Below are 22,499 nucleotides of genomic sequence, written 5' to 3'. Positions count from 1 at the left end.
TTAGAAAGCTGGATTCCTGCTTTCGTAGGAATGACATAGAATCAATAAATAATATCGCCATGTGAATAAAAAGCTTATACTATTTTTTAGTATAATGTTACTATTATCACATAGTACAGTTTTGGCACAGACACGAGTAGAATTACCGCAAAAACTAAAAAGCTTGAATTGCAAAAAGACGAATTACAAGGAGGAGCAATTGCAATTTTATACAAAGGTGAAGTTATTTATAAAACAACGTTTGGAAATCAGAAAGGTAATAGTGGAGTTATTACGGATAAAACTTTATTTCCTTTAGCATCGGTTTCAAAAGCTGTTTCAGCAACGGCAATTGCATTAATGGTAGATCAAGAAAGTTTAGATTTTGACGAAAAATTCAAATTACCATACCTAAAAAATGCTATTAGTCTTAATAATATTTTAGCCATACAACAGGTTATCAATTCTCAGGAAATATTGAAATTGAACAAGGAATGAATCGCTTAAAGCTTTTAACGTTGCTAAAAAAACAACAAGCTAGTTGTAAACACGGGCAATGCTATAAGTATAGTAACATCGTTTTTAGTTTACTTGAAGAAGTTTTAAATTGTAAAAAATCAAGTTTAAATGCTGCAATAGATAATTTGCGTACAACGCTTAAAACGCAAGATATACAAATATTACCGCTGTATAAAATAGTAAAATCAAACAAAGATGTTTTTGGATTTAAATGGCAACCGATTTGACCTATTGATCAAAAAATGATGGAGTCATATTATGCCCTTGGATGGTGTATTCTTAAAGTAAAAGGATGCTCAAGGATTTAATTTTCACTCAGGCTATATTAACGGTATTAATTCTTTTATTGGCTTTATACCGTCAGAAGAACTTGGAATTGTTATTCTAGTGAACCAAAAAGGTAGTTTTCCACTTAAAAATGGGCTGGGTTGGTTTGATTATATAGATTAAAATTATATACTCAGATAGAACTTGGTATACCTATTTTTTATTTACTTGTAGTATATTATATGAATAAAAAACTCATAAAACTTATTTTTATCATTTGCAGCACCGTAATTGTAACCGGTTTATTATACAAATATGTCAATCAACATTATCCAAAATTTTTTAAAGCACCACAAAATATAGGGAGTTTTTGTGCGTCATTATTAATATTATTTAGTATAATTTACAGTACTATTAGCCAAAATGAAATACGCAGATTTTGTTTGCAATTAGCAATATGGGCAGCAATTTTCTTAGTTATAATAACCGGTTATGTTTTTAGGTTTGAGCTGAACTACGCTTATCATAGAGTAATGTCTGCTTTAATTCCATCATATAAATGGTCTACTGAAGTCGGAGAAATTATTATAGCCCGTAGCAGAGACGGGCATTTTTATATCAATGCTTTTGTAAATAACGTTAAAATAAAATTTATGGTAGATACAGGGGCAAGTGATATAGCTTTAACTAAAGAAGATGCTCAAAAATTAGGCTTTGACTTAACTAAATTAAAATATACTAGAACTTATCTAACAGCTAACGGCGAAAATAAAGCCGCCCCTATAACCTTAAATAGTGTAGTAATCGGTACGGAATTTAAGAACATCAAAGGACATGTAGGTCTTGGTGACCTTAATATTTCGCTTCTTGGTATGTCACTACTTGAGCGTTTCAAAGGTTTCAGGATTGATAAGGATTTATTGATCTTGAATTATTAGACTTCCTGCATAACTTGCTTCTAAAGGCAATTTGTTACGTCGATCCTAATCCCTAATCTTCACGTATGTTTATATATGCTACAGCGGCAAGTGCTTCCATGTATCCTTTAAATTCCTCTCTATAAACTGCTTTGGAAAGATGTCTATTTTTTTACAAATTTCCTTTTTATTAAGAAATAGTTAAATTATTAATTATTTCTCGACCTTTATATCAAAAAGTGCTAACATGCCTTTTTTAAATAAAAGGGGTTTTATGTATAAATCTAAATATGACGAAACGATTTCAAAATCAATTTGTTTAATGCTATTTACAATGAAAACATTAAGAAGATCAAAGAACTTGTCAATAATAAGATGGCTGTTTCTAATGAGTTTGCAGCAATACCCCTAAATGAACACGATGATACACCTCTGCATATAGCTTCTATTCTAAGTAAAGAAAATATAGTTAAAATACTACTTAATGCATAATCCTGATGACGTAAATTGTGAAGATGATTTTCATGAATTGGCAGAAGAATGTAGAAACGGAAAGTTTAGTAGAAAGTTTCATTTGAAAAATTAATAGAATTTATAGCTTGGAAAGCATCAATAAAACTTTTGGATACTAATTATAATATTTGATGTTGTTAAACTTATATCTACAAGATGCTCGTAATTTGAAAAGTTTTTTAGAAACCGGTAAAAAAGAGCTAACAGAAGAGCAAAAAGAAACATTAGAGCAAAAATTAGATAAACTAAACAATATGATTATCCCTTCTCTTAGGGATAAAACGGCTATTGAAATATAAAGAAATATACAATGATGACAACAATGAAGAATATCAAATATTAAAAGAGAAACTTAAAGTTTTGCCTGAGGTGAGGTAGCACAAACAGAACTTAACGAGATGTTGGGGATAGATACATCTTATTGTGATGATATTTTGTGAATAAATATGGGTACCAAATCGTCATGAGCTAAGCGACTAAAGACGTTGTTGCGTGGAGCAGTTTTTCCGTCATTGCGAGGAAATTTACAATAGTAAATTGATGAAGCAATCTTGGGAAGAATTCCTGAGATTACCACGCTCACTAACGTTCGTGTGTAATGACGACTTGTATCCACTCAACACAACCTTTGCGAGAATGACATAAGAGCCGTGTTAAAACGGTATTTTAAAGCCTGGTGGTAAGCTCATACCGTTTAAAGCTCCTGATAAAGAATTTTGAGAATCTTCATCACATTTTTGTTTAGCATCATTAAAGGCAACTTTAATTAAATCCTCAAGCATTTCTTTTTCTTCTGCTTTTAATAAAGATTCATCAATTGAAATCTTTTCAACTTCGCCTTTACCGGTTGCAATAACCTCAACAAGTCCGCCGCCAGCTTTACCGGTATATCTTGCATTTGCCATTTGCTCTTGAGCTTCTTGCATTTTCTTTTGCATTGATTGGGCTTGCTTTAAAAACTGATTAAAATTTACCATAATTCTATCCTATATATTTTTAGCTTTTAAGTAAGATATCCGAAATTGTTATATTTGGGAAATATTTTTTAATTAAACCAAAATCGTTACTTGCTTCAATCTTACCAATTAACTGATTTTTTAAGGTTTGCTTGTTCTGCTCTTTTATTATTACTATCTTAAACTTTTCATTAGTAAAAGCAGCTAACAAATCTTCTATTTGTTTTTTTATTTTGCTTGTAACTTCAAGACTTACGAACTCTAATATATTATTACTGAGATTTTTAAGTTCCGTATGATTGAGCAGGAAATAATATATATCTATCTCATTATTTTTATATAAATATTCAAGAAAATCTACAATTTCAAATTTTTTTTTTATTTCCGGATTAATTGATTGATTTAAATTTTGATTATTACCGTCAAAATCTGTAAGCAAGGGTAGCGACGTCGAATATATAGATTTTATGACTAACATTTCCGTTTCTGTTAGTTGGTTATAGGAAATTTTTATTTCCCCTACTCCCTTATTATATATTTGCCATAAGATTGATAAGTGCGGCAAGCTGGTTTTATCTAATATGCTTTTAGTTCTATCATTAAATGATTCATATATAGGCAAACTATAATTAGGTAATATTTTTACTTTATTAAGATAAGCAATAAAATCTGATGCCGATTCTATAAAAATCTCAAGATTAACTGAAGAACCGTAAAGTTTATTTATTAAATTTATAGCTTTTTCCGTCTCTCTGTGGATAATACATTCGACAAATTCTATTATAACCGAACTATCGACAAGCCCAAGCATTTGATTAATTACTTGAGGACTAATTATGTTGTCAGATTTCGCCGACATACTAGCTGCTTGATCTAAAATAGAGACTGCATCACGTGCCGACCCTTCCGATTTGTAAGCTATAATTCTTAGTGCTTCTATATCGGTTTTTAAATTTTCTTGCTTAGTTATATATTCAAGTAGCTTAAAAATCTCTTCAAAACTCAACCGTCTTAAATCATAACGTTGACATCTTGAGATAATAGTTGCAGGTATCTTTTGTACTTCCGTCGTTGCAAAGATAAATATTATATGAGGTGGCGGTTCTTCCAGTGTCTTAAGAAGTGCATTAAATGCCCCTTTAGAGAGCATATGCACCTCATCAATAATGAAGATTTTATGCTTACCTTGTAGGGGCTTATACTCGGCTGATTCTATAATTCTACGTATGTCATCTACGCTAGTTTTACTTGCCGCATCAATTTCGATTATATCAGGGTGATTATGATTATTAAAGCTGATGCAATTCGTACATTCCTCGCATGTTTTAATAGTCGTATTTTCGGTAATTAAAGCAGAACAGTTTACGGCTTTAGCAATAATTCGGGCGGAAGTAGTTTTACCGACTCCTCTAATACCTGTTAAAAGATAGCCTCCGGCGAGCCTATCGTTTAAAATAGTATAGCTTAAAACTTTGACTAATACCTCTTGTCCCTGAAGCTCGGCAAAGTTACTAGGACGATATTTCCTTGCAAAAGGAATATATTGATTTGATGAATTTATATCTAGCACAATAGTTATAAGACTTTTTATGTCATTTTAGCAAAAAACTGGCTTTATTGCATGGTTCTCTATGTCATTCCCGCGAAAGCGGGAATGACATAAAACAAGCCGCCTTGCTGTAGAAATGACATCAAAATTAGAATAATGCTAGTAATGACCCATCGAATCCCACTCTGGCTGCTTCCTTTCAGACCTGACCAACTAAACAGGTACAATGCCCACTACTAGCATAATTAACATAACCTGTTTATTTTCAAGAAACAATATATTTTTTTTCTATTTCCGATTTTGTTAATCTTTCAGGAGGACCGAATATTTCAGGATTTTTTAATTTAAACAAATCATCGGAAAATTTTTGTACTTTAGCTATTTTATCAAAAGTAATAGTGACTATATTATTATCTTCAAATATTTTTAATGCTTCAATTTGTTGAGTAGCTTTATTAAAAGTAATTTCGCTACGTTTTTCCGTTAGAGTATGATAAATAGTAATTTTAGAAATATTTCTTTCGTTAATTACCGATTCAAAAATAAAATCCTTGTCAAAATGCTCATTATCTTCTAATAAAAAATTAAATGTATTTTCGCTTCTATTAATACGACTTACTTGCTCCATATCATAATCATACATCGATACGAAATTTTTAGTACCTATTATAACTAAAGGGAAAGGAGGATAATAATTATATCTAAAATTATAAGGTTTATGGATCAGTAATTTTCCTTTAACTATTTTACCGTACGAATCTTCTTGAGTAAAATCTATCGCAACCGATTTTATCGTACGTAGATAAATTTTTAGCTCCGAAATAGCTGTTTTATCATCTGCCCCAAATGCTAAGCTTGAATTCACAAAAAGATAAATAATGATTAGAAAAAATATTTTTTTCATTTTCGTTGTTTTATATTTTAAATTATGTTTAAAATACCTTATGTATTCAGTTAATGCAAAATATAATTAGTATTTATGAAAATCGTTGCTTTAAAAGAAAAAGCCAAGCATGAAACACGAGCCGTTATAACGCCTGAAGTAGCAGGATTACTAGTCAAAAAAGGCTATGCGGTTACGGTAGAAAAAGATATAGGGCTTCATGCCGGTTTGAAGAATATGTTGCTCTAGGTGCTAAAATATCTTCGGTACCACTCGAAATTATTTCTGATGCTGATATTATATTAAAGGTGCAACCTTCATCCGTTACGGATAAATATAGTGAGCTTGAATTTGCAAAAAAAGGAGCAATTATTGTAGGATTATTATCGCCTTATTTAAATCATGAATATATAAAAGCGGCAGCTAAAAGAAACCTTACGACTTTTGCTATGGAGTTTGTGCCGAGAATTACTAAAGCTCAAAATATGGACGCTTTATCTTCTCAAAGTAACTTAGTAGGCTATAGAGCGGTAATTGAAGCAAGCTATCATTACACAAGGGCTTTTCCTATGATGATGACGGCAGCAGGGACGATTTCACCGTGTAAAACTTTAGTGCTTGGTATCGGTGTTGCCGGTCTTCAAGCTATTGCAACGGCAAAAAGGCTTGGTAGCATTGTTGCAGGATATGATGTAAGAGCTGCTACCAAAGAGCAGGTAGAAAGCTTAGGAGCTAAGTTTGTTTCACTGGAATTACAGGAGGATTTACAAGATAAATCAGGCTATGCTCACGAGAGTTCGGAAGCTTATAAAGCTAAACAAGAAGAGTTTTTAGCAAAAATTATTAAAGGATATGATATAGTTATTACTACTGCACAAATTCTGGGAAAAAAAGCACCTCTGCTTGTTACAGAAAAAATGCTAGAATCTATGAAGCGCGGCTCAGTGATTGTTGATATAGCGACTAGTACAGGCGGGAACGTGGAAGGTTCAGAACCGGATAAGATCGTTACTAAGTACGGAGTTACCATAATAGGTTTATCAAACCTTGCTACTAAAATTGCTACCGACAGCTCAAAATTATATGCTAAGAATTTGTATAATTTTCTAACCTATGCATTGCAAGACGGTAAGTTTAATATGGATGATGCGTTAGTACGTGAGATGTTGATTACTAAAGACGGAAAAATTGTGAGTGAGAAATTAAATATATGAATCAATTACCGACTATGGCTAAACAGGCTACTGAAATTGCCCATAATACCCAAGAATTGTCAGATAAATTAAAAGATTTGGTAATAGATACTAGTTGGCAAACAAACACAAGTACTATAGATCCGCTAGTATTTGCTATAACTATTTTTGTATTAGCTTCTTTTGTGGGCTATTATGTTGTGTGGAAAGTAACGCCTGCACTCCATACTCCGCTTATGTCTATTACTAACGCTATTTCAGGTATTATAGTTCTTAGTTCTATGATTGCTGCAAGTAGCTCTGCTTTTGGTTTTCCCGGTCTACTAGGGTATTTTGCAACGCTGCTTGCTTCTATAAATATCTTCGGCGGATTTATAGTAACAAAAAGAATGCTCGAGATGTTTAAGAAGAAGTAATTAATAATTGTCATACCTGGTTGTTGATACCCACAAATCGTCATTGCGAGGAGCAGTGGTTGTTGCATGGGTCGAAAAACCTACTCGATGTCGTTCCCGCGTAGGCGGGAATTACATAACAAGCTATACGGTTAACGTTTACAGTGACAAAAAAATCAAATTATAAGTTCTAGTTCTTTATATTCAACGGTAACTACTTCGTATGATTTAGATCCTTTCGGTGTTGTAACTTCTACAAAATCACCTACCGATTTTCCAATCAAAGCTTTTGCTATAGGAGAAGCGATTGAAACTCTTTTTCTAGTTATATCGGCTTCATATTCTCCTACAATAATATATGTTACTTCTTCTTCAGTATCGTCGTCGATCAAAGTAACCGTAGCCCCGAATTTTATGTTATCTCCCGATAATTTACCAATGTCAATAATTTCGGCTCTTGCCGTCATATCTTCAAGCTCTTTAATACGCCCTTCTATAAATGCTTGTTTCTCACGTGCCGCTTCATATTCCGCATTCTCGGATAAATCGCCGTGTTCTCGTGCTTCGGCTATATCTTCACTAATTTTTTTACGTTCTACATGTTTTAAATGTTTAAGCTCGTGTTCTAATTTTTCAAAACCTTTAGCGGTGATAGGAAATTTTGTATTCATAATTATATTGTATAGATTTAGTAATTTTAGTATACTATTTTCAATAATATAGATTTCAGCAAGTATATTTGTAATAGTGAAATTTGTCAAATAAGCCTTTTTAATTATTTGGCATTTATTTGGCATTGCCTAAATATCGTCATTGCAAGCGGTCCTTGTCTAAGCGGATTCTGTTATGTCATTCCTGCGAAAGCAGGAATCCAGAAAAAACTAACAAAGACTGGATACAACGATCAAGTCGCGGTATGACAATTCAAAGATTACTGGATTCCTGCTTTCGCAGGAATGACATCGAATACTGCTCGCAATGATGTTGGCATTATTTCTCATATAACAATAGTAACAAATTAGTAATCTTATGGAAATTAAAGATTTTGACTTTGAGAAAAAGCGTAAAATTTTCCACCTATCGGCTATAATATTTCCGCTGCTTTATTTATTTATTCCAAGAACCGCTATTACGTTATTATTATTTATAATAACGGCTATTACATTATATTTAGATGTATCACGTCATAATAATGCAAAAATTAGCGAATTTGTAACTAGATTTTTTTCAAAAGTTATAAGGCTTGAAGAAAATAACGGTTCTTTTGCTTTAAGCGGCGTTAGCTTTATGATGCTCGGTTTTTTCTTAACTGCTCTTCTTTTCCCTAAAAATTTAGTGATTTGTTCGTGGTTGATTTTAATTATTTCAGATTGTTTAGCGGCTCTTGTCGGTGTTAAAATAGGAAATGGTTTAGGTAACGGTAAATCTATAGCCGGTTCTATTACCTTTTTAGCTTCTGCAATTTTTATAAGTATATTAGTGTATTTCTATTTAGGATATAATACAAGTTTTATTATTATTATTATAAGCTGTATAGGGGCTACAGTAGCTGAATTTTATTCAAAAGATTTAAGAATTAACGATAATTTGTCTATACCGCTTTCTTATTGTCTTTCTACAGCTATTCTTTCCTACATATTGTAATATAATGAGAGTTGCACCGGAATTTTATGAGTTCTTAAGAAACCGTATTAACATATCGGATGTAGTGCGGGAAAAAGTAGCTTTAACTAGAAAATCCGGTAACTATGTAGGTTTATGTCCTTTCCATCAAGAAAAGACCCCATCTTTTACGGTTAGTGATAGTAAGAGATTTTTCTATTGTTTTGGTTGTAAAGCAGCCGGTGACGTTATAAAATTTACTTCTAATATTAGTGGTTTATCTTATAATGAGTCTGCTATAAAGCTTGCAACCGATTACAGTATAGAGATACCGAAATTAACTGCGAAACAGAAAGAATTTTATGAAGAATCCGATGAAATTCTAAATATTTTAGAACTCGCCAATAAGTTTTTCAGGACACAATTAACACCTGAAATATTACATTATCTACACGAAAGGGGTGTTACCGAAGAAACAGTAAAAGAGTTTTCAATAGGTTTTGCCCCGAAGAATAATAAATTTAAAAAATTTTTTCACGATAAAAATATAGATATTATAAAGCTTGGTAAAGCAGGGCTAATCGGCAAGCGAGAAAACGGTGAAATATATAATTTATTTTCTAACCGTATTACTATTCCAATTAGAAATGTTTACAATAAAATTGTAGGCTTTGGTGGTAGAATACTAGGGGAGGGGCTGCCTAAATACTTGAATTCACCTGAAACTATAGTATTTCAAAAAAGTGAAACTCTATACGGTGAGCATAAAGCGATAAGCAGTAGCTATAAAAAAAATCATTCGATTTTAGTAGAAGGTTATTTTGATGTTATAGCACTACATCAAGCAGGTTTTAGTGAAACGGTTGCGAGTCTCGGTACTAGCGTTACCGAGAATCACTTACATAAATTATGGCGTGCTGGCGATGAAATTATATTATGTCTTGACGGAGATAATGCAGGCATAAAAGCTAGCATAAGAACTATTAACTTAGCATTACCGCTTATTAATAGTGAAAAGAAAATTTCTTTTATTAGGTTACCAAGCGGACTTGATCCCGACAATGCAGTAAATAAAAACGGTGCTGATTTTTTTGCAAAGCTTATAGATAAAAGAATAAGCTTATCAGAAATGATTTGGCATATTGAGTATAGCGGCAAGAGTTTTAAAACTGCGGAAAAAAAAGCTAATTTAGAAAAAAATTTAAAAAATTATTGCAGCAAAATATCGGATAGTGATTTAAAAGCAAGTTATTACAGGTTTTTTAAAGATCAAATATGGCAAAATCTAGTCACAACACAGAAGAAAGCTACAACTAAAAACTCAAATTTGGCTCCTATAATTTCAAGTCACGGCTATTCGGAGCTTGAAATGCTAGAACACGCTTTTTGTGCTTTGTTGGTTAAATTTCCTATAATACTTGAAGAGAAAGATATTAGAGATTTCATCTTAAATTTAAATTTTAATAATAAATCGCTTGAAGAATTCCGTAATTGGTATTTAAACGAGATTATAGATAATAACGTAGAAGCAAGTGAAATTACTGCAATTGTGGAAAAAACTAGCTTTTTTGATATTTTTTTATTATTATCAAAAACCGATAATTTGTTTTTAGATATCTCATTTAGTAAAAATAATATCAGACTGGATTTATTATGGCAGTGGCTACATAAGAAATATTATCTAATAAATTTACAACAAGAATACGCTATTACCATAAACAGTACTGACAATCACGACTTTGAAAAAGTTTTACTATATAAAAAAGAAATTCTGAAGATTGCAAATGAACTTCAAGTTTTAAACGAATCTTTTATTAATCACACGATAACTTAATTATTTCAAACTTCTTTTAAAAGAAAAAGCATATAGGTATTTAATGAGCAATAGCAATATAGACAATGATCTAGATAAAATAGATAGTTTACTTAAAAAAGCTAAATCTAAAAAGATACCGGTCACTTATGATGATATAAACAACGCTCTTCCTCTTAATAAAAATCCTTCAATAAGACAATTAGAGGAAGCTATATTAAAATTTTCCGATGCGGGAGTAGATATTTTAGAATCTAATGAAGATGATGAAATTAAGCTTGATATCGGAATGGATGAAGAATTTAAGCTATCTACCAATATTGATAATGAACCTGAGGATGAGGTAGAAGAAAATATAGGTGCTACCGATGATCCTGTAAGATTATATCTTAAGGATATGGGGGGAGTCGATCTTTTAACTCGTGAAAATGAAGTAGAAATAGCAAAAAGAATTGAGGAAGGACATAAAACAATGACTGCTTCCTTATGCAGAAGCCCTATTGCTATGCGTTGTTTTATAGTATGGTATGAAGATTTAGTTAATGAAAAAATGTTACTACGTGATCTGATAGATTTAGAAGCTAACATGTTACATGACGAAACACCCGAAAATGATGAAGAACATAGTAGTGAGACCGAAGGAGAAGAGCATGAGGATAATCACTTATCTATATCTAGAGTAGAAACGCAGATATTACCTAATATTATAGAGCGTATGAAAAAGATTTCGTTTATCTGCGAAGAGCTACTCATTGGAACTAAAAAATGTTATGAGAAATCTTTTAAGCCGAAGGTTTTACAAAATAGCAAAAAATATAATAATTTGGAATTATTAATAAATGAAGTTTCGGAAATACATTTTAATTCTAAAAGAACGGAAGAAATTTTAGGTAAGATGTATGGAATAAATCGTGATTTAATTAATAAAGAAACAGCTTTTTTAAAACTTGCTGAAAAATATGGAGTAACTCGCCAAAATTTCCTTGATGAATATATAGGATCGGTTATCAATGCAGCATGGAAAGAAAAAATGCTGAAAAATAAAAAAGGCGCTTGGAAAGAGTTAATGACTAAAGAATCGGATTATATAGATCAAATGATTGTTGAATTATCGGTTATAGAATCTAAAACCGGTCTTTTAGTTAATGATTTTAAAAAACTAGTGAATACTATACAAAAAAGTGAGAGACAAACGCTACAAGCAAAAAAAGATATGATAGAAGCAAATTTACGTTTAGTTATATCTATCGCTAAAAAATACGCTAATAGAGGGTTGCAGTTTTTAGATTTAATTCAAGAAGGTAATATAGGACTTATGAAAGCGGTGGATAAATTTGAATATCGCCGTGGTTATAAATTCTCTACCTATGCTACATGGTGGATTAGACAAGCTATAACAAGAGCTATTGCTGATCAAGCAAGGACTATACGTATTCCTGTGCATATGATTGAAACAATTAATAAGATACTACGTACTTCAAGGCAAATGCTTAATGAACTCGGATATGAACCAACAGCAACGGAAATCGCTAACCGTCTTTCAATGCCGCTTGATAAAGTGCGTAAAGTCATGAAAATAGCTAAAGAACCTATAAGTCTTGAGAATCCCGTAGGTGATGATAGTGATGGTGGTCAATTAGGCGATTTTATCGAAGATAAGAATGCAGTAGCACCAATTGATGCGGCAATTCAGTCAAATTTACGAGAGGTTACCACTAGAGTACTTGCAACCCTTACGCCTCGTGAAGAAAGAGTGCTTAGAATGCGTTTCGGTATAGGTATGAATACTGACCATACATTAGAAGAAGTAGGGCAGCAATTTAAAGTAACTAGAGAACGTATAAGACAAATCGAGTCAAAGGCTTTAAGAAAGTTACAACATCCTATTAGATCCAAAAAACTTAATAGCTTTAGAAACGGAGGAAAGCGTGGTGAAGGTAATCCATCGGATTTACTAGAAGCATGATAATACTTATACTGTCATCCCGTGATTCGGGATCTCAGGACACGGGCTGTGATACAAGATCCCGTGGTCAAGCCACAGGATGACAGTGGGCTATTATGTATCGATATAAAATTACCATTGAATATTTAGGCACAGATCTTGCAGGTTGGCAAAGACAAGCAGGAGTAATGTCGGTACAGCAGATATTAGAAGAAGCGATTTATAAGTTTTCCGGTGAACAGGTGATATTGTTTGGGTCAGGAAGGACAGATGCCGGTGTTCATGCTATAGGTCAAGTAGCACATTTTGATCTTTCAAAATATTTAGAACCTCACAAAATTATTACGGCTATCAACTATTTTGCAAGACCGTATGCCGTAGGAGTATGGAATTGTGAATTAGCCCCCAATAATTTTCATGCTAGGTTTTCAGCTACCTCTCGTTATTATATATATAGAATTATTAATAGACCTTATCCATCGGTAATTGATTTAAATAGAGCATGGTGGATTAGTTCACCTTTAGATGTTCCGGCTATGCAACAAGCTACCGTTTATCTATTAGGCAAACATGATTTTACTTCATTTAGGGCTAGCTCATGTCAATCAAAATCACCGATTAAAACTTTAACTGAACTTAATATTATTAAAGAAGACGAAGAAATAAAATTATATCTTTCAGCCCCGTCATTTTTGCATCATATGGTACGTAATATTGTCGGCAGTTTAGTACTTGTTGGTAAAAATATTTGGCAGGCAGAACAAATTAAAGATGTTCTAGAAGCCAAAGATAGAAAAGTCGCCGGTCCTACTGCTCCCGCCTCCGGTCTTTATTTTGTGAAAGCAGCGTATTAACAACCATAAATTTTGTCATTACAATGCCTCCCTGCATAGGCATTGTTACGTGAATACCTTGTCATTGTGAGGAAATTACGAAGTAATTAACGAAGCAATCTTAGGATATTTGACGAGATTGCCACGCAAGTACTACGGCTGCTCACAATGACAACCGGGTATCCATCTACAAAGCACACTCGTAATGACGTCCTAAAAAATTAGTACACTACGACACTGTCAATAAACTGTATAATTTTTCATGGATGTTAGTTAGCTTACCTATATCATTTCCACCGGCTTGAGCAAGGCTTGCTTGTCCACCTCCGCCGCTGCCACCTAAGAATAAAGAAAGTTTTTTTGCAATTATATCTGCGTTGTATTTGTCTGTTATAGCTTTACTCACCGCAACCGTAATAGATAATTTACCAATTCCCTCGGCAATATATACCATTATCAAATCTTCTACTTTTTTTGTTAAATTTTCGGCAGCTTGACGTAATATTTTATTGTCTATATTTCCTACTTTTTTGTATAATAGTTTTATTCCTGTTATTTGTGCAGCTTGCTTTTCAATTTGCTCTATACTTAAATCTAAACTAGCTAAATGAGTTTTTTCTAACTCTTTCTCAACTTCCTTGTTACGCTCTAAGATATTATTAACCTTAGTAATAAGTTCATTTTTATTAGTTTTTAAACTGCTTTCTATCGATTTAAGTAAACTATCCTTTTCTCTCATTAATTTAATTACGAATTCACCGGAAACTGCTTCAATTCTACGAACACCTGCTGCTATAGCACTTTCGCTTGTGATTTTAAAGCAACCGATGTCACCAGTACGTCTGACATGCGTACCGCCGCATAATTCTAAAGAAGTCTCACCCATCTTAACTACTCTTACTTCAGAGTCGTATTTCTCGCCAAACAGTGCCATAGCTCCTTGTTTAACTGCATCTTCAGTTGCCATTAATGTAGTATTTACTTCATGATTATCTCTAATAATCTCATTTACCTTATCTTCGATTAAAGTAATTTCTTCATTAGTCACAGCTTTAGAATGGCTAATATCAAAGCGTAAATAAGTCGGAGCGACTAACGAACCTTTTTGAGTAACATGTTTACCAAGTACCTCATGCAGTACTGCATGTAATATATGCGTTGCCGAGTGATGAATTCTTAAATTTTGCCTATATCTTATGTCTATGCTAAAATTAGCGTTCTCGCCTACGTTAATCTGCCCCTTTTTCAAAATACATTTGTGGACTATAATAGAGCCTAAATATTTTAAAGTATCTATTACTTCTACTTCAGAATCTGTTGTAAATATCGTTCCGATGTCACCTATTTGACCGCCTGATTCACCGTAGAAAGGAGTTTGGTTGCTGATTAGCAGGAATTGTGTATCTATCTCTTTTATATCATTAACTAAATTATTATTTTTGATTAATGCAATTATTTTACATTTTGCTTCATTAAGTGTATATCCTAAAAACTCCGTGCTACCATGTTGCTCTTTGATATCAAACCACAACTGATCAGTTTTTGATTCACCGGAGCCAAGCCAAGATTTTCTAGCACGTTCTTTTTGCATAAGCATTTGCTCTTCAAACCCTTTGTGATTAACGGAAATATCACGGTTTTTTAGAATATCTTCGGTTAAATCAAGCGGAAATCCGTAAGTATCGTATAGTTTAAATGCTACTTCTCCTGATAATTCATTACCTTTTGTTAGCGTTTCTATTTCTTCGGTAAGAAGTTTGAGACCACGTTCTAATGTGGCTTTAAATCTAATTTCTTCTTGTTCTAAGATACTGCTTATAAAGCTTTCTGCTCTTTTAAGTTCAGGATAAACATTCCCCATTAAATCAACAAGTTTTGGCAGTAATTTATACATTAACGGCTCTTTTGACCCAAGCATATGAGCATGCCTCATGGATCTTCGCATAATGCGGCGAAGTACGTAACCACGCCCCTCATTTGAAGGAATAACGCCGTCAGCTATTAAAAAGCTACTTGCTCGTAAGTGGTCGGCAATAACTCGGTAAGAAAATTTAGCTTCTCCCTCTACTTTCACTTTTACTATATTTTCGGTAAAATTAATTATTTCCTGAAATAAATCTATATTATAATTGTTGTTAACATGCTGTAATACTGCCGTCATACGCTCAAGACCCATACCTGTATCGATAGATTTTTGCGATAATTCTATGCTAGTATCTTTATCGATTTGTTCATATTGCATAAATACCATATTCCAAATCTCGATAAATCTATCACCGTCTTCATCTTTAGTACCGGGAAGTCCGCCATATATTTGTTCACCGTGGTCGTAAAAAATTTCGGAACAAGGACCGCAAGGGCCAGTATCACCCATTGACCAAAAATTATCGTTTGTTTTGATCTTTATGATGCGATCATCCCCAAAACCTGCTATTTTTTTCCAATAAGAAGCTGCTTCGTCATCGGTATGATAAATTGTTGCATAAAGCTTGTCTTTTGGGAGTTCAAATTCTTTAGTCAATAAATTCCAAGCGTAATATATGGCTTGTTCTTTAAAATAGTCACCGAATGAAAAATTACCTAGCATTTCAAAAAAGGTATGATGTCTTGCCGTATAACCGACATTCTCAAGGTCGTTATGCTTACCGCCGGCTCTAAGAGACTTTTGACTAGTTACCGCTTTGTTATAAGGTCTTTTTTCTTGTCCGGTAAAAACATTTTTAAATTGTACCATTCCGGAATTAACAAACATTAAGCTAGGGTCATTGTGTGGAATTAACGAGCTGGTCGGTACATGTGTATGATTATTTGCTTTAAAGTAAGTTATAAATTTACTTCTAACTTCTTCGGTGGTAAATTTAGTCATGGTAAGATATATTATTTAATGTTATGTCATTCCGGGGAGGATCATTTTTCGTCATTGCGAGGAAAATTACGTAGTAATTGTACGTACGTAATCTCGTGCCAAAGTCCTGAGATTGCCACGCTCCTTATCAGTCATTCGCAATGACGGTTCAGGTATCCACGCAGAAATGACGTCCAGTATAGTAAAATACACTGAATTATGATTAAAATAAATTTATTTATGAAAAATATTTTTGATTCGATCAAATTGCATTTTGTTCAATTTGCTACAAAATTAAAAATATTTTCTTTCAAAAGAAAAAAGATTGTGGTGTTACTAGGTAATAAAGGTGTATTTCTTAGTACTTTTCTTGATAATAAATTATTAGATAAATTATTTATCCCTACTCGGGAACAGATAGACTTAAATCCTTATAAAAACTTTTTTAGTAAATTTCCAAAAAGCGATATTTATTTTTTACTTGACGGCAGCGAATGTAAAACACGGCACGATCAAATACCTATATTACAGTCAATAGTTAAACTTGATCCTATTGAACAATTTATTGAAGGTTATTTTAATAAAGAAGACATTATAGCACATTGTGTTTACGAAATTACTACTACCCCAAGTGAAATTTGGTCGACTTTAATTATGTCATGTCCATTTGAAACACCTTTAAGTGATATAATTTCATGCATTATAGATAAAAGATCTCTTGATTTAAAAGGAATTTACTTTTTAACGTTAGAGCTAAAAGTTATTATAAATAAAATAGTGCAGAATATAGAAAATGATAAATATAGCGATTATTTTCAAATTTGTGTATATGCATCACAAGCTAGCGGTATAAAATTTATTATCAAACATAAAAATAATATAATAACAATTAGAAATCTTGAGTATCCATTTGATAAAACAACCGGCTATGTTCAAGGTATTATAGAACAAGAAATTAATGATTGTTTGATATTATTTAAAAACTATATAAGTACTCTTGACCAAAGAGCCTGTATAATTCTTATAGTAGATGAAGAGTTAAAATCTTTATTAGAATCAACAAATTTTGAAGAACGTCCTGTAATCTTTATACCGGTTGATAATATACTAAATAAACAAACTCTAGAAAAAGAAAGATTTATAGATACGAATATTAGTAGACTGTTTCTAGAATATAAGAGTTTTCCCGCTTATAATAATAATTTAAAATCAATAAAAAAACTAGTTACTATAAAGGATCTGACATTTAAATTATATAATGCATTACTTATAATATTAATATTAGTGGTCGGTATTATCAGATATAATACAAAACAAAATTACAAAGATATAAACTCTATTAATGAAAAATATTATGCAATAAATCAAGAATATGATGGTATCATATATAAATATCCTTATATTAAAAATACTACTAGCCTAGCTGATTTATATGTAATAGAAAAATTACTAGAAGCACCGGTACCACTGCCGTTTGATTTACTTAGAAGGCTAATAATTACTTTAAATCCGGCTTTTAAATTAGAAGAAATTAAATGGGAATTAACAAATATAGATAATAGTTTGTTAGTTTCTAAGAGACAATTAATAATCAAATTAATACTTAAATATCATACTAATAATCTATCGGTAGATGAATCTCTAAAGATGTTAGATGATCATATGACAAACGTAAAAAATAAATTATCTAATTTGCAGATAGATTATGTTATATATAAGGATAAAATACTTGATATATTTGGTCAGGTAGTAATTCCTTTATCGGTTAATATAGTTGATAATAAAACGTAATATTCCATGTCATTCCTGCGTAGGCGGGAATGGCATAAACCATGCAACGGCACTAATAACCCAAGGTAAAAATAATGTTTGAAAAATATATTAGGTATTTAAAGAATCTTATATTTTTTCAATTTATTATATATTTCTTCTTTATTTCCTTAACTATTTGGATAATAAAAAATTTCCAGCAAGAATACAGTAAATCTATTCTTGATAAACAAGTTTTACAAGAAAATCTAACAGAGGAAGTTTTAAAGCTTTATTCTTTCATTAACTCTAAAGAAGAAATATTAGAATCGTACAAAAAATATGTAGATTTAAGTGTGCCAAGTAGTGTGAGTTGCTTAAATTATCAAGAACTAATTCCTAAAATAAAAAGCTTAAGCAATAAATATGATTTAGTAGAACCTATAGATGTATTTATAAATTCAGTATTTTTTAAAAATAATGTTCAGGCGATTGAAGGAGAAGGTGAATCGATTCATGTAAATAATTATAGCATAAATATAAAATATGCATGTGCAGATTTTTTGACTTTTCTAAAAATATTCTCTGAAATTTATTCTTATATGCCTCCTAATACTCTTATATCTTTTGTACGAGTACGTAATGAAGAAGTGTTAACACCTAAGAATATATATAAACTTTCAGTAAATCATGCTCCTAATCTTATTTATGCTAAATTGATATTATATATCAGAGAATTAGTCTCAAAATAAATTACCAAAATGAATAATGCAATAGTACTTAATAACGTTAATTTATTTAAAAAATATATTGTTGATAATTTTGTCAATAATCTTATGAAATCTACTTGCTCTACTATTGCAAATATGCTTGCTATAGATTATACGCTAAGGCTTAATTCTAAACCAGAAGCTGAAAAATATATTAATAAATGTATTTCTAGACTCAAAAATTATTTAGGTATGCGGGTTATTAACGATGATAATTTTTCCGTAGCATTAGAGTTATTTGCAATAATGATTACTTCTGAAGACGAAAATGAGCAAAATAAGAATAATATTTTAGAGCAATCACAAGATATAATAGCAGAAAATCTTGTAGAAGTTTGTTTTGGAGATGAAATAATAAATAGCACCGAAAAAGAAAAAATTAAAAATATATTTAAAACTCTTTTAAAAGAGAAGAATTTTGACAAAATAATAAATTATGCGGGGTCTCACAAAAAATTATTTAAGGCTTCTGTAATGTATGCAATGAAGAAATATAATAATATTGATGAAGCAACCATCTATATAAAGAAAGAATTTAATAAAATATTAGAGATGTCTTTAGTATTTACACAAAAAAGTAATATGTTTAAACAAGCAACCGGAAAAATCGCCGGTGCTGTTTGTGCTTTATTAGTCGGAGCAATCAGTGTTGCGACTGCGGGAGCGGCTTTTTCTATCATAGTTGTACCGGCATCAATTTTTGCCGTCAGATATGCACCTGAACTTGGTGAAAAAATTGGAGGATTAATTTTGAATAATGATAATGCAATAAAACTAGAACAAAGCAATATAGATAAGTTTATGAAAACATTACAAAATGATAAAGAAAGTCTTCTATCTCAAGAAAAAACAAAAAACATCAAACAAAATATTAAAGTTTCTCCTTCTAAGATCAATGCTAAATTAACTAAGAAAGTGGTTAATGAAAAACATAGATAGGGTATAGTCATTGCGAGAAGAATTACGCAGTAATTCGACGAAGCAAAAAATTCTGTAAATCATAATTTTTTTAATTATTTTTCTAGATTGCCACACCGCTACGCTTCTCGCAATGACGACTACGGTATCAACGCAAGCAAAGCTATTCGCATGAAATAAAGCTATTTTTACTTGATAAAATCAATAAAATAACTTAATGAGAAAAGTAGTAATATCCGGCATGATCGGCCATGCTTTAGAATGGTATGATTATGCCATTATATGCGCAATTTGCTTATATTATAGGGCGGCATTCTTTTTCGGATCCAGAAATGCGAGAGACTTTAACTTTTGCAGTATTTGCTGCAGGCTTTGTAGTACGATCGCTCGGCGGTATTATTTTCGGTAATATAGGTGATAGATTCGCTAGACGTACTGCTTTGGTGATGGGTATTATAGCTATGGCAATACCGACTGCCGGGATAGGGCTCTTACCAAGTTATAAAACTATTGGAATTGTCGCTCCTATTATTTTAACTATTATTAGATTCATACAAGGTTTTTCTTTAGGAGGGGAATTTAGCAGTTGTATTTCATATATTGTAGAACATGCTTCGTTCGAGCAGCGAGGACTTGCGGGGAGTAGCTCATTTGTTAGTATGTGCGGCGGTATGTTGCTTGGATTTGGTACATTAGCCGGTTTTTCTTATTTTATGCCTGCCGATATGCTATTTGAATAGGGTTGGAGGATACCTTTTATTGCCGGTTTATTTATTAGCTCCGTAGGTTTATATATTAGAAAAAACCTAGCAGAAAGTCCTATTTATAAAAAAGCTAAGGAACAGGGCGTTTAGCACGTTTTCCTTTACGAGAAACATTAACAAAATACCCAAAAGAACTAATTATCGCACTTGGTCTGTATATTACCGTAACTGCTCCTTTTTATACTTCTAAGGTTTTTATTGATAATTTTATGCAAACACTCGGTTATACTAATCAGCAAAGCGCAATTGTTAGTAGTATAATATTAATCGTAATGATGATAGTATTTCTTATATCTGCGTATGTTTCGGATAAGGTGGGGCGACGTCCTGTACTAATATGGGTGGATTATCTTGTTAATTTTATCAGTCTATCCTATTTTTGTAGCCTTAGGGTCGATGAATTTTACTTTAGCTATAATATCTCAAGTAATATTTGCTGGAGTTATTAGCATTTATATGGGGCCTATTCCAATGGTTTTAGTAGAGATATTTCCGACTAGCATAAGATTTACCGGTGTTGCACTTTCATACAACCTTGCAGTTGCTATATTTGGTGGTACTGCTCCAATGTTAGCAATGATATTAACGAAAGTTACCGGAGACAATTATGCTATTGCATATTATTTAATTGCACTTGCCGTGTTATCTTCTATAATTCTAAAATTCTATAAAGAAACCTATAAAAAGAATCTAGTAAATTAATATGAGCGAAGTTTTTGAAATACCAAACGGTGAAAGCAAGGTTTTACTCCATTGTTGTTGTGCTCCTTGTGTTGGCCCTTTAATGGAAAAAATGATCGATACCGGCATTAAGTTTATGCTTTTTTTCTATAATCCTAATATTCATCCTAAAAAAGAATATGAGCTTCGTAAAAACGAAAATATTAAATTTGCCGAGAAACATAATATAGAATTTATCGATGCAGATTATGATCCGCAAAATTGGTTTAGGCGTGCTAAAGGGATGGAGTTTGAGCCTGAGAGAGGTATACGCTGTACAATGTGTTTTGATATGCGTTTCGAGCGTACGGCTTTATATGCTTATGAGAACGGCTTTAAAGTTATAACTAGCTCGCTTGGTATTTCTAGATGGAAAGATATAAACCAAATTAATGAATCAGGAACTAAGGCGGCATCTCATTATGAAGGGGTGATCTATTGGACTTATAATTGGCGTAAAGACGGCGGTGCTAGCAGGATGTACGAAATTGCCAAAGAAGAGAACTTTTATAAACAAGAATTTTGCGGCTGTGTTTATTCTTTCCGTGATACTAACGATTGGAGAGTAGCAAACAATCGCCCTAAAATCGAGATCGGCAAGGAGTATTATTAAGACCTTAAATTAATAAAAAAATATTTTATTTTTTTGAATCTTTATATTATAATAATCTAGACAATCTAGCTATATGAGGATTTATATGAATAAATGGCAATTACACGAAGCAAAGAATAAGTTAAGTAAGATTATTGATATTGCAATGCGTGGTACCCCTCAATGTATTACAAAAAGGGGTGAAGAAGCAGTTGTAATTATTAATATAAAAGACTATAAACAACTTACTAAACAAAAACCTGATTTCAAAGAATATTTATTGAGCATACCTAAGACAGATAATTTGGATATTCAGAGAGCAAAAGGGTATGCTAGAGATTTTGAATTATGAAATATTTATTAGATACTAATGTTGTATCTGAAATTCAAAAGAAAAAATCCAATTCTCAAGTAGCAGTATGGTTTTCAATTGTTCATTCTAGCCAGTTACACTTAAGTTGTATTACTATCGGCGAAATAAGAAAGGAAATATCAAAATTAGCAAAGAAAGATAAAATAGCAAGTTTGAAATTAGAAAAATGGTTAGAAAGAATAATAATAGATTATAATGAAAGAATTCTTAATATTGACAAAGAAATATGTGAGGAGTGGGGTGAATTAATGAGTATTGATAGTACGAATGCAATCGATGCTTTAATAGCTGCACAGGCAAAACAAAGCAATATGATACTAGTTACTAGAAATATCAAACATTATAATATGTTTAATATAAAAATATTCGATCCTTTTAACTGATCAAAATTTTCTTTCCCAATA

At 31.9% G+C, this 22,499-nt stretch carries 21 protein-coding genes, 1 other RNA gene and 2 pseudogenes; 18 read left to right on the top strand and 6 right to left on the bottom strand.

Features of this window, described 5'->3' with window-relative positions; translation table 11 throughout:
- The first annotated feature begins 168 nt into the window (after nt 1–168).
- The 5 genes from AB4K15_RS01550 (at nt 169) to AB4K15_RS01530 (ending at nt 2,494) form a co-directional block, all read left to right on the top strand.
- Nucleotides 169–477 (top strand): serine hydrolase, encoded by a 309-nt coding sequence (locus tag AB4K15_RS01550; RefSeq protein ID WP_500224108.1) that lies wholly within the window; start codon nt 169–171, stop codon nt 475–477.
- Nucleotides 474–725, top strand: coding sequence for a hypothetical protein (locus AB4K15_RS01545; protein WP_032073715.1), 252 nt, complete (start codon nt 474–476; stop codon nt 723–725). The genes AB4K15_RS01550 and AB4K15_RS01545 overlap by 4 nt, the downstream gene beginning before the upstream one ends.
- Before the next feature lie 282 nt (nt 726–1,007).
- Nucleotides 1,008–1,703, top strand: a complete 696-nt coding sequence (locus AB4K15_RS01540; protein ID WP_032073714.1) for an aspartic protease APRc — start codon at nt 1,008–1,010, stop codon at nt 1,701–1,703.
- Nucleotides 1,704–1,997: 294 nt separating this feature from the next.
- A complete protein-coding gene (locus AB4K15_RS01535; protein WP_500224105.1) occupies nt 1,998–2,174 on the top strand; it encodes a hypothetical protein in 177 nt (58 codons plus the stop codon).
- A gap of 149 nt (nt 2,175–2,323) precedes the next feature.
- On the top strand, nt 2,324–2,494 hold the full coding sequence (locus AB4K15_RS01530; RefSeq protein WP_500225666.1) for a hypothetical protein: 171 nt from the start codon (nt 2,324–2,326) through the stop codon (nt 2,492–2,494).
- A gap of 354 nt (nt 2,495–2,848) precedes the next feature.
- Here AB4K15_RS01530 and AB4K15_RS01525 read toward each other — a convergent pair whose 3' ends face one another.
- The 4 genes from AB4K15_RS01525 to AB4K15_RS01510 form a co-directional block, all read right to left on the bottom strand.
- Nucleotides 2,849–3,172 carry a YbaB/EbfC family nucleoid-associated protein gene (locus AB4K15_RS01525; protein WP_032073713.1) on the bottom strand — a complete coding sequence of 108 codons (324 nt, stop codon included), beginning with the start codon at nt 3,170–3,172 and terminating at the stop codon, nt 2,849–2,851.
- Nucleotides 3,173–3,191: 19 nt separating this feature from the next.
- Nucleotides 3,192–4,721: a DNA polymerase III subunit gamma/tau gene (gene dnaX / locus AB4K15_RS01520; RefSeq protein ID WP_032073712.1), complete on the bottom strand. Its 1,530-nt coding sequence runs from the start codon at nt 4,719–4,721 to the stop codon at nt 3,192–3,194.
- 130 nt (nt 4,722–4,851) lie between these two features.
- Nucleotides 4,852–4,945: signal recognition particle sRNA small type (gene ffs / locus AB4K15_RS01515), an RNA gene on the bottom strand.
- A gap of 20 nt (nt 4,946–4,965) precedes the next feature.
- The gene (locus tag AB4K15_RS01510; protein ID WP_032073711.1) at nt 4,966–5,604 is read right to left on the bottom strand and encodes a LolA family protein; all 639 of its coding nucleotides are present in this window, start codon (nt 5,602–5,604) and stop codon (nt 4,966–4,968) included.
- Between the two features lie 75 nt (nt 5,605–5,679).
- On the opposite strand from AB4K15_RS01510, the pseudogene AB4K15_RS01505 reads away from it, so the two are divergent.
- Nucleotides 5,680–6,797, top strand: a pseudogene (locus tag AB4K15_RS01505) (NAD(P) transhydrogenase subunit alpha).
- Nucleotides 6,794–7,192 carry an NAD(P) transhydrogenase subunit alpha gene (locus tag AB4K15_RS01500; RefSeq protein WP_032073709.1) on the top strand — a complete coding sequence of 133 codons (399 nt, stop codon included), beginning with the start codon at nt 6,794–6,796 and terminating at the stop codon, nt 7,190–7,192. The pseudogene AB4K15_RS01505 and the gene AB4K15_RS01500 overlap by 4 nt, the downstream one beginning before the upstream one ends.
- Nucleotides 7,193–7,347: 155 nt before the next feature.
- Here the strand turns inward: AB4K15_RS01500 and greA are convergent, their stop codons facing one another.
- Nucleotides 7,348–7,842, bottom strand: a complete 495-nt coding sequence (gene greA / locus AB4K15_RS01495) for a transcription elongation factor GreA (protein WP_032073852.1) — start codon at nt 7,840–7,842, stop codon at nt 7,348–7,350.
- 358 nt (nt 7,843–8,200) lie between these two features.
- Here greA and AB4K15_RS01490 point away from each other — a divergent pair, with 358 nt between their 5' ends.
- The 4 genes from AB4K15_RS01490 to truA all read left to right on the top strand — a co-directional run bounded on the left by AB4K15_RS01490 (nt 8,201) and on the right by truA (nt 13,385).
- On the top strand, nt 8,201–8,815 hold the full coding sequence (locus tag AB4K15_RS01490) for a diacylglycerol/polyprenol kinase family protein (RefSeq protein ID WP_032073708.1): 615 nt from the start codon (nt 8,201–8,203) through the stop codon (nt 8,813–8,815).
- 4 nt (nt 8,816–8,819) lie between these two features.
- Entirely contained in the window at nt 8,820–10,607 is a 1,788-nt protein-coding gene (dnaG, locus tag AB4K15_RS01485; RefSeq protein ID WP_032073707.1) for a DNA primase, read from the top strand.
- 43 nt (nt 10,608–10,650) lie between these two features.
- Nucleotides 10,651–12,552, top strand: coding sequence for an RNA polymerase sigma factor RpoD (rpoD, locus tag AB4K15_RS01480; protein WP_500224100.1), 1,902 nt, complete (start codon nt 10,651–10,653; stop codon nt 12,550–12,552).
- A 95-nt stretch (nt 12,553–12,647) separates the two neighbouring features.
- On the top strand, nt 12,648–13,385 hold the full coding sequence (gene truA, locus AB4K15_RS01475; RefSeq protein WP_032073705.1) for a tRNA pseudouridine(38-40) synthase TruA: 738 nt from the start codon (nt 12,648–12,650) through the stop codon (nt 13,383–13,385).
- Between the two features lie 208 nt (nt 13,386–13,593).
- On the opposite strand, the gene alaS is transcribed toward truA, so the two are convergent.
- A complete protein-coding gene (gene alaS, locus AB4K15_RS01470) occupies nt 13,594–16,230 on the bottom strand; it encodes an alanine--tRNA ligase (protein WP_032073704.1) in 2,637 nt (878 codons plus the stop codon).
- 198 nt (nt 16,231–16,428) lie between these two features.
- Between alaS and AB4K15_RS01465 the strand changes: the two genes are divergently transcribed.
- From AB4K15_RS01465 to AB4K15_RS01435, 7 genes and pseudogenes are all read left to right on the top strand, one after another.
- The gene (locus tag AB4K15_RS01465) at nt 16,429–18,000 is read left to right on the top strand and encodes a hypothetical protein (protein ID WP_032073703.1); all 1,572 of its coding nucleotides are present in this window, start codon (nt 16,429–16,431) and stop codon (nt 17,998–18,000) included.
- Between the two features lie 74 nt (nt 18,001–18,074).
- Nucleotides 18,075–18,710, top strand: coding sequence for a hypothetical protein (locus tag AB4K15_RS01460; protein ID WP_032073702.1), 636 nt, complete (start codon nt 18,075–18,077; stop codon nt 18,708–18,710).
- 9 nt (nt 18,711–18,719) lie between these two features.
- Nucleotides 18,720–19,667 (top strand): RP853 family protein, encoded by a 948-nt coding sequence (locus AB4K15_RS01455; protein ID WP_032073701.1) that lies wholly within the window; start codon nt 18,720–18,722, stop codon nt 19,665–19,667.
- A 196-nt stretch (nt 19,668–19,863) separates the two neighbouring features.
- A pseudogene (locus AB4K15_RS01450) lies at nt 19,864–21,112 on the top strand (MFS transporter).
- A 1-nt stretch (nt 21,113) separates the two neighbouring features.
- Nucleotides 21,114–21,743, top strand: coding sequence for an epoxyqueuosine reductase QueH (locus AB4K15_RS01445; RefSeq protein WP_032073700.1), 630 nt, complete (start codon nt 21,114–21,116; stop codon nt 21,741–21,743).
- Between the two features lie 85 nt (nt 21,744–21,828).
- Nucleotides 21,829–22,074, top strand: a complete 246-nt coding sequence (locus AB4K15_RS01440) for a type II toxin-antitoxin system Phd/YefM family antitoxin (protein WP_032073699.1) — start codon at nt 21,829–21,831, stop codon at nt 22,072–22,074.
- Nucleotides 22,071–22,478 carry a type II toxin-antitoxin system VapC family toxin gene (locus AB4K15_RS01435; protein WP_032073698.1) on the top strand — a complete coding sequence of 136 codons (408 nt, stop codon included), beginning with the start codon at nt 22,071–22,073 and terminating at the stop codon, nt 22,476–22,478. The genes AB4K15_RS01440 and AB4K15_RS01435 overlap by 4 nt, the downstream gene beginning before the upstream one ends.
- Nucleotides 22,479–22,499: the final 21 nt, after the last annotated feature.

This window comes from Rickettsia aeschlimannii (genome assembly GCF_047973405.1).
Classification (GTDB): Bacteria; Pseudomonadota; Alphaproteobacteria; order Rickettsiales; family Rickettsiaceae; genus Rickettsia; species Rickettsia rickettsii.
This window is presented reverse-complemented; position numbering and strand designations above follow the sequence as displayed.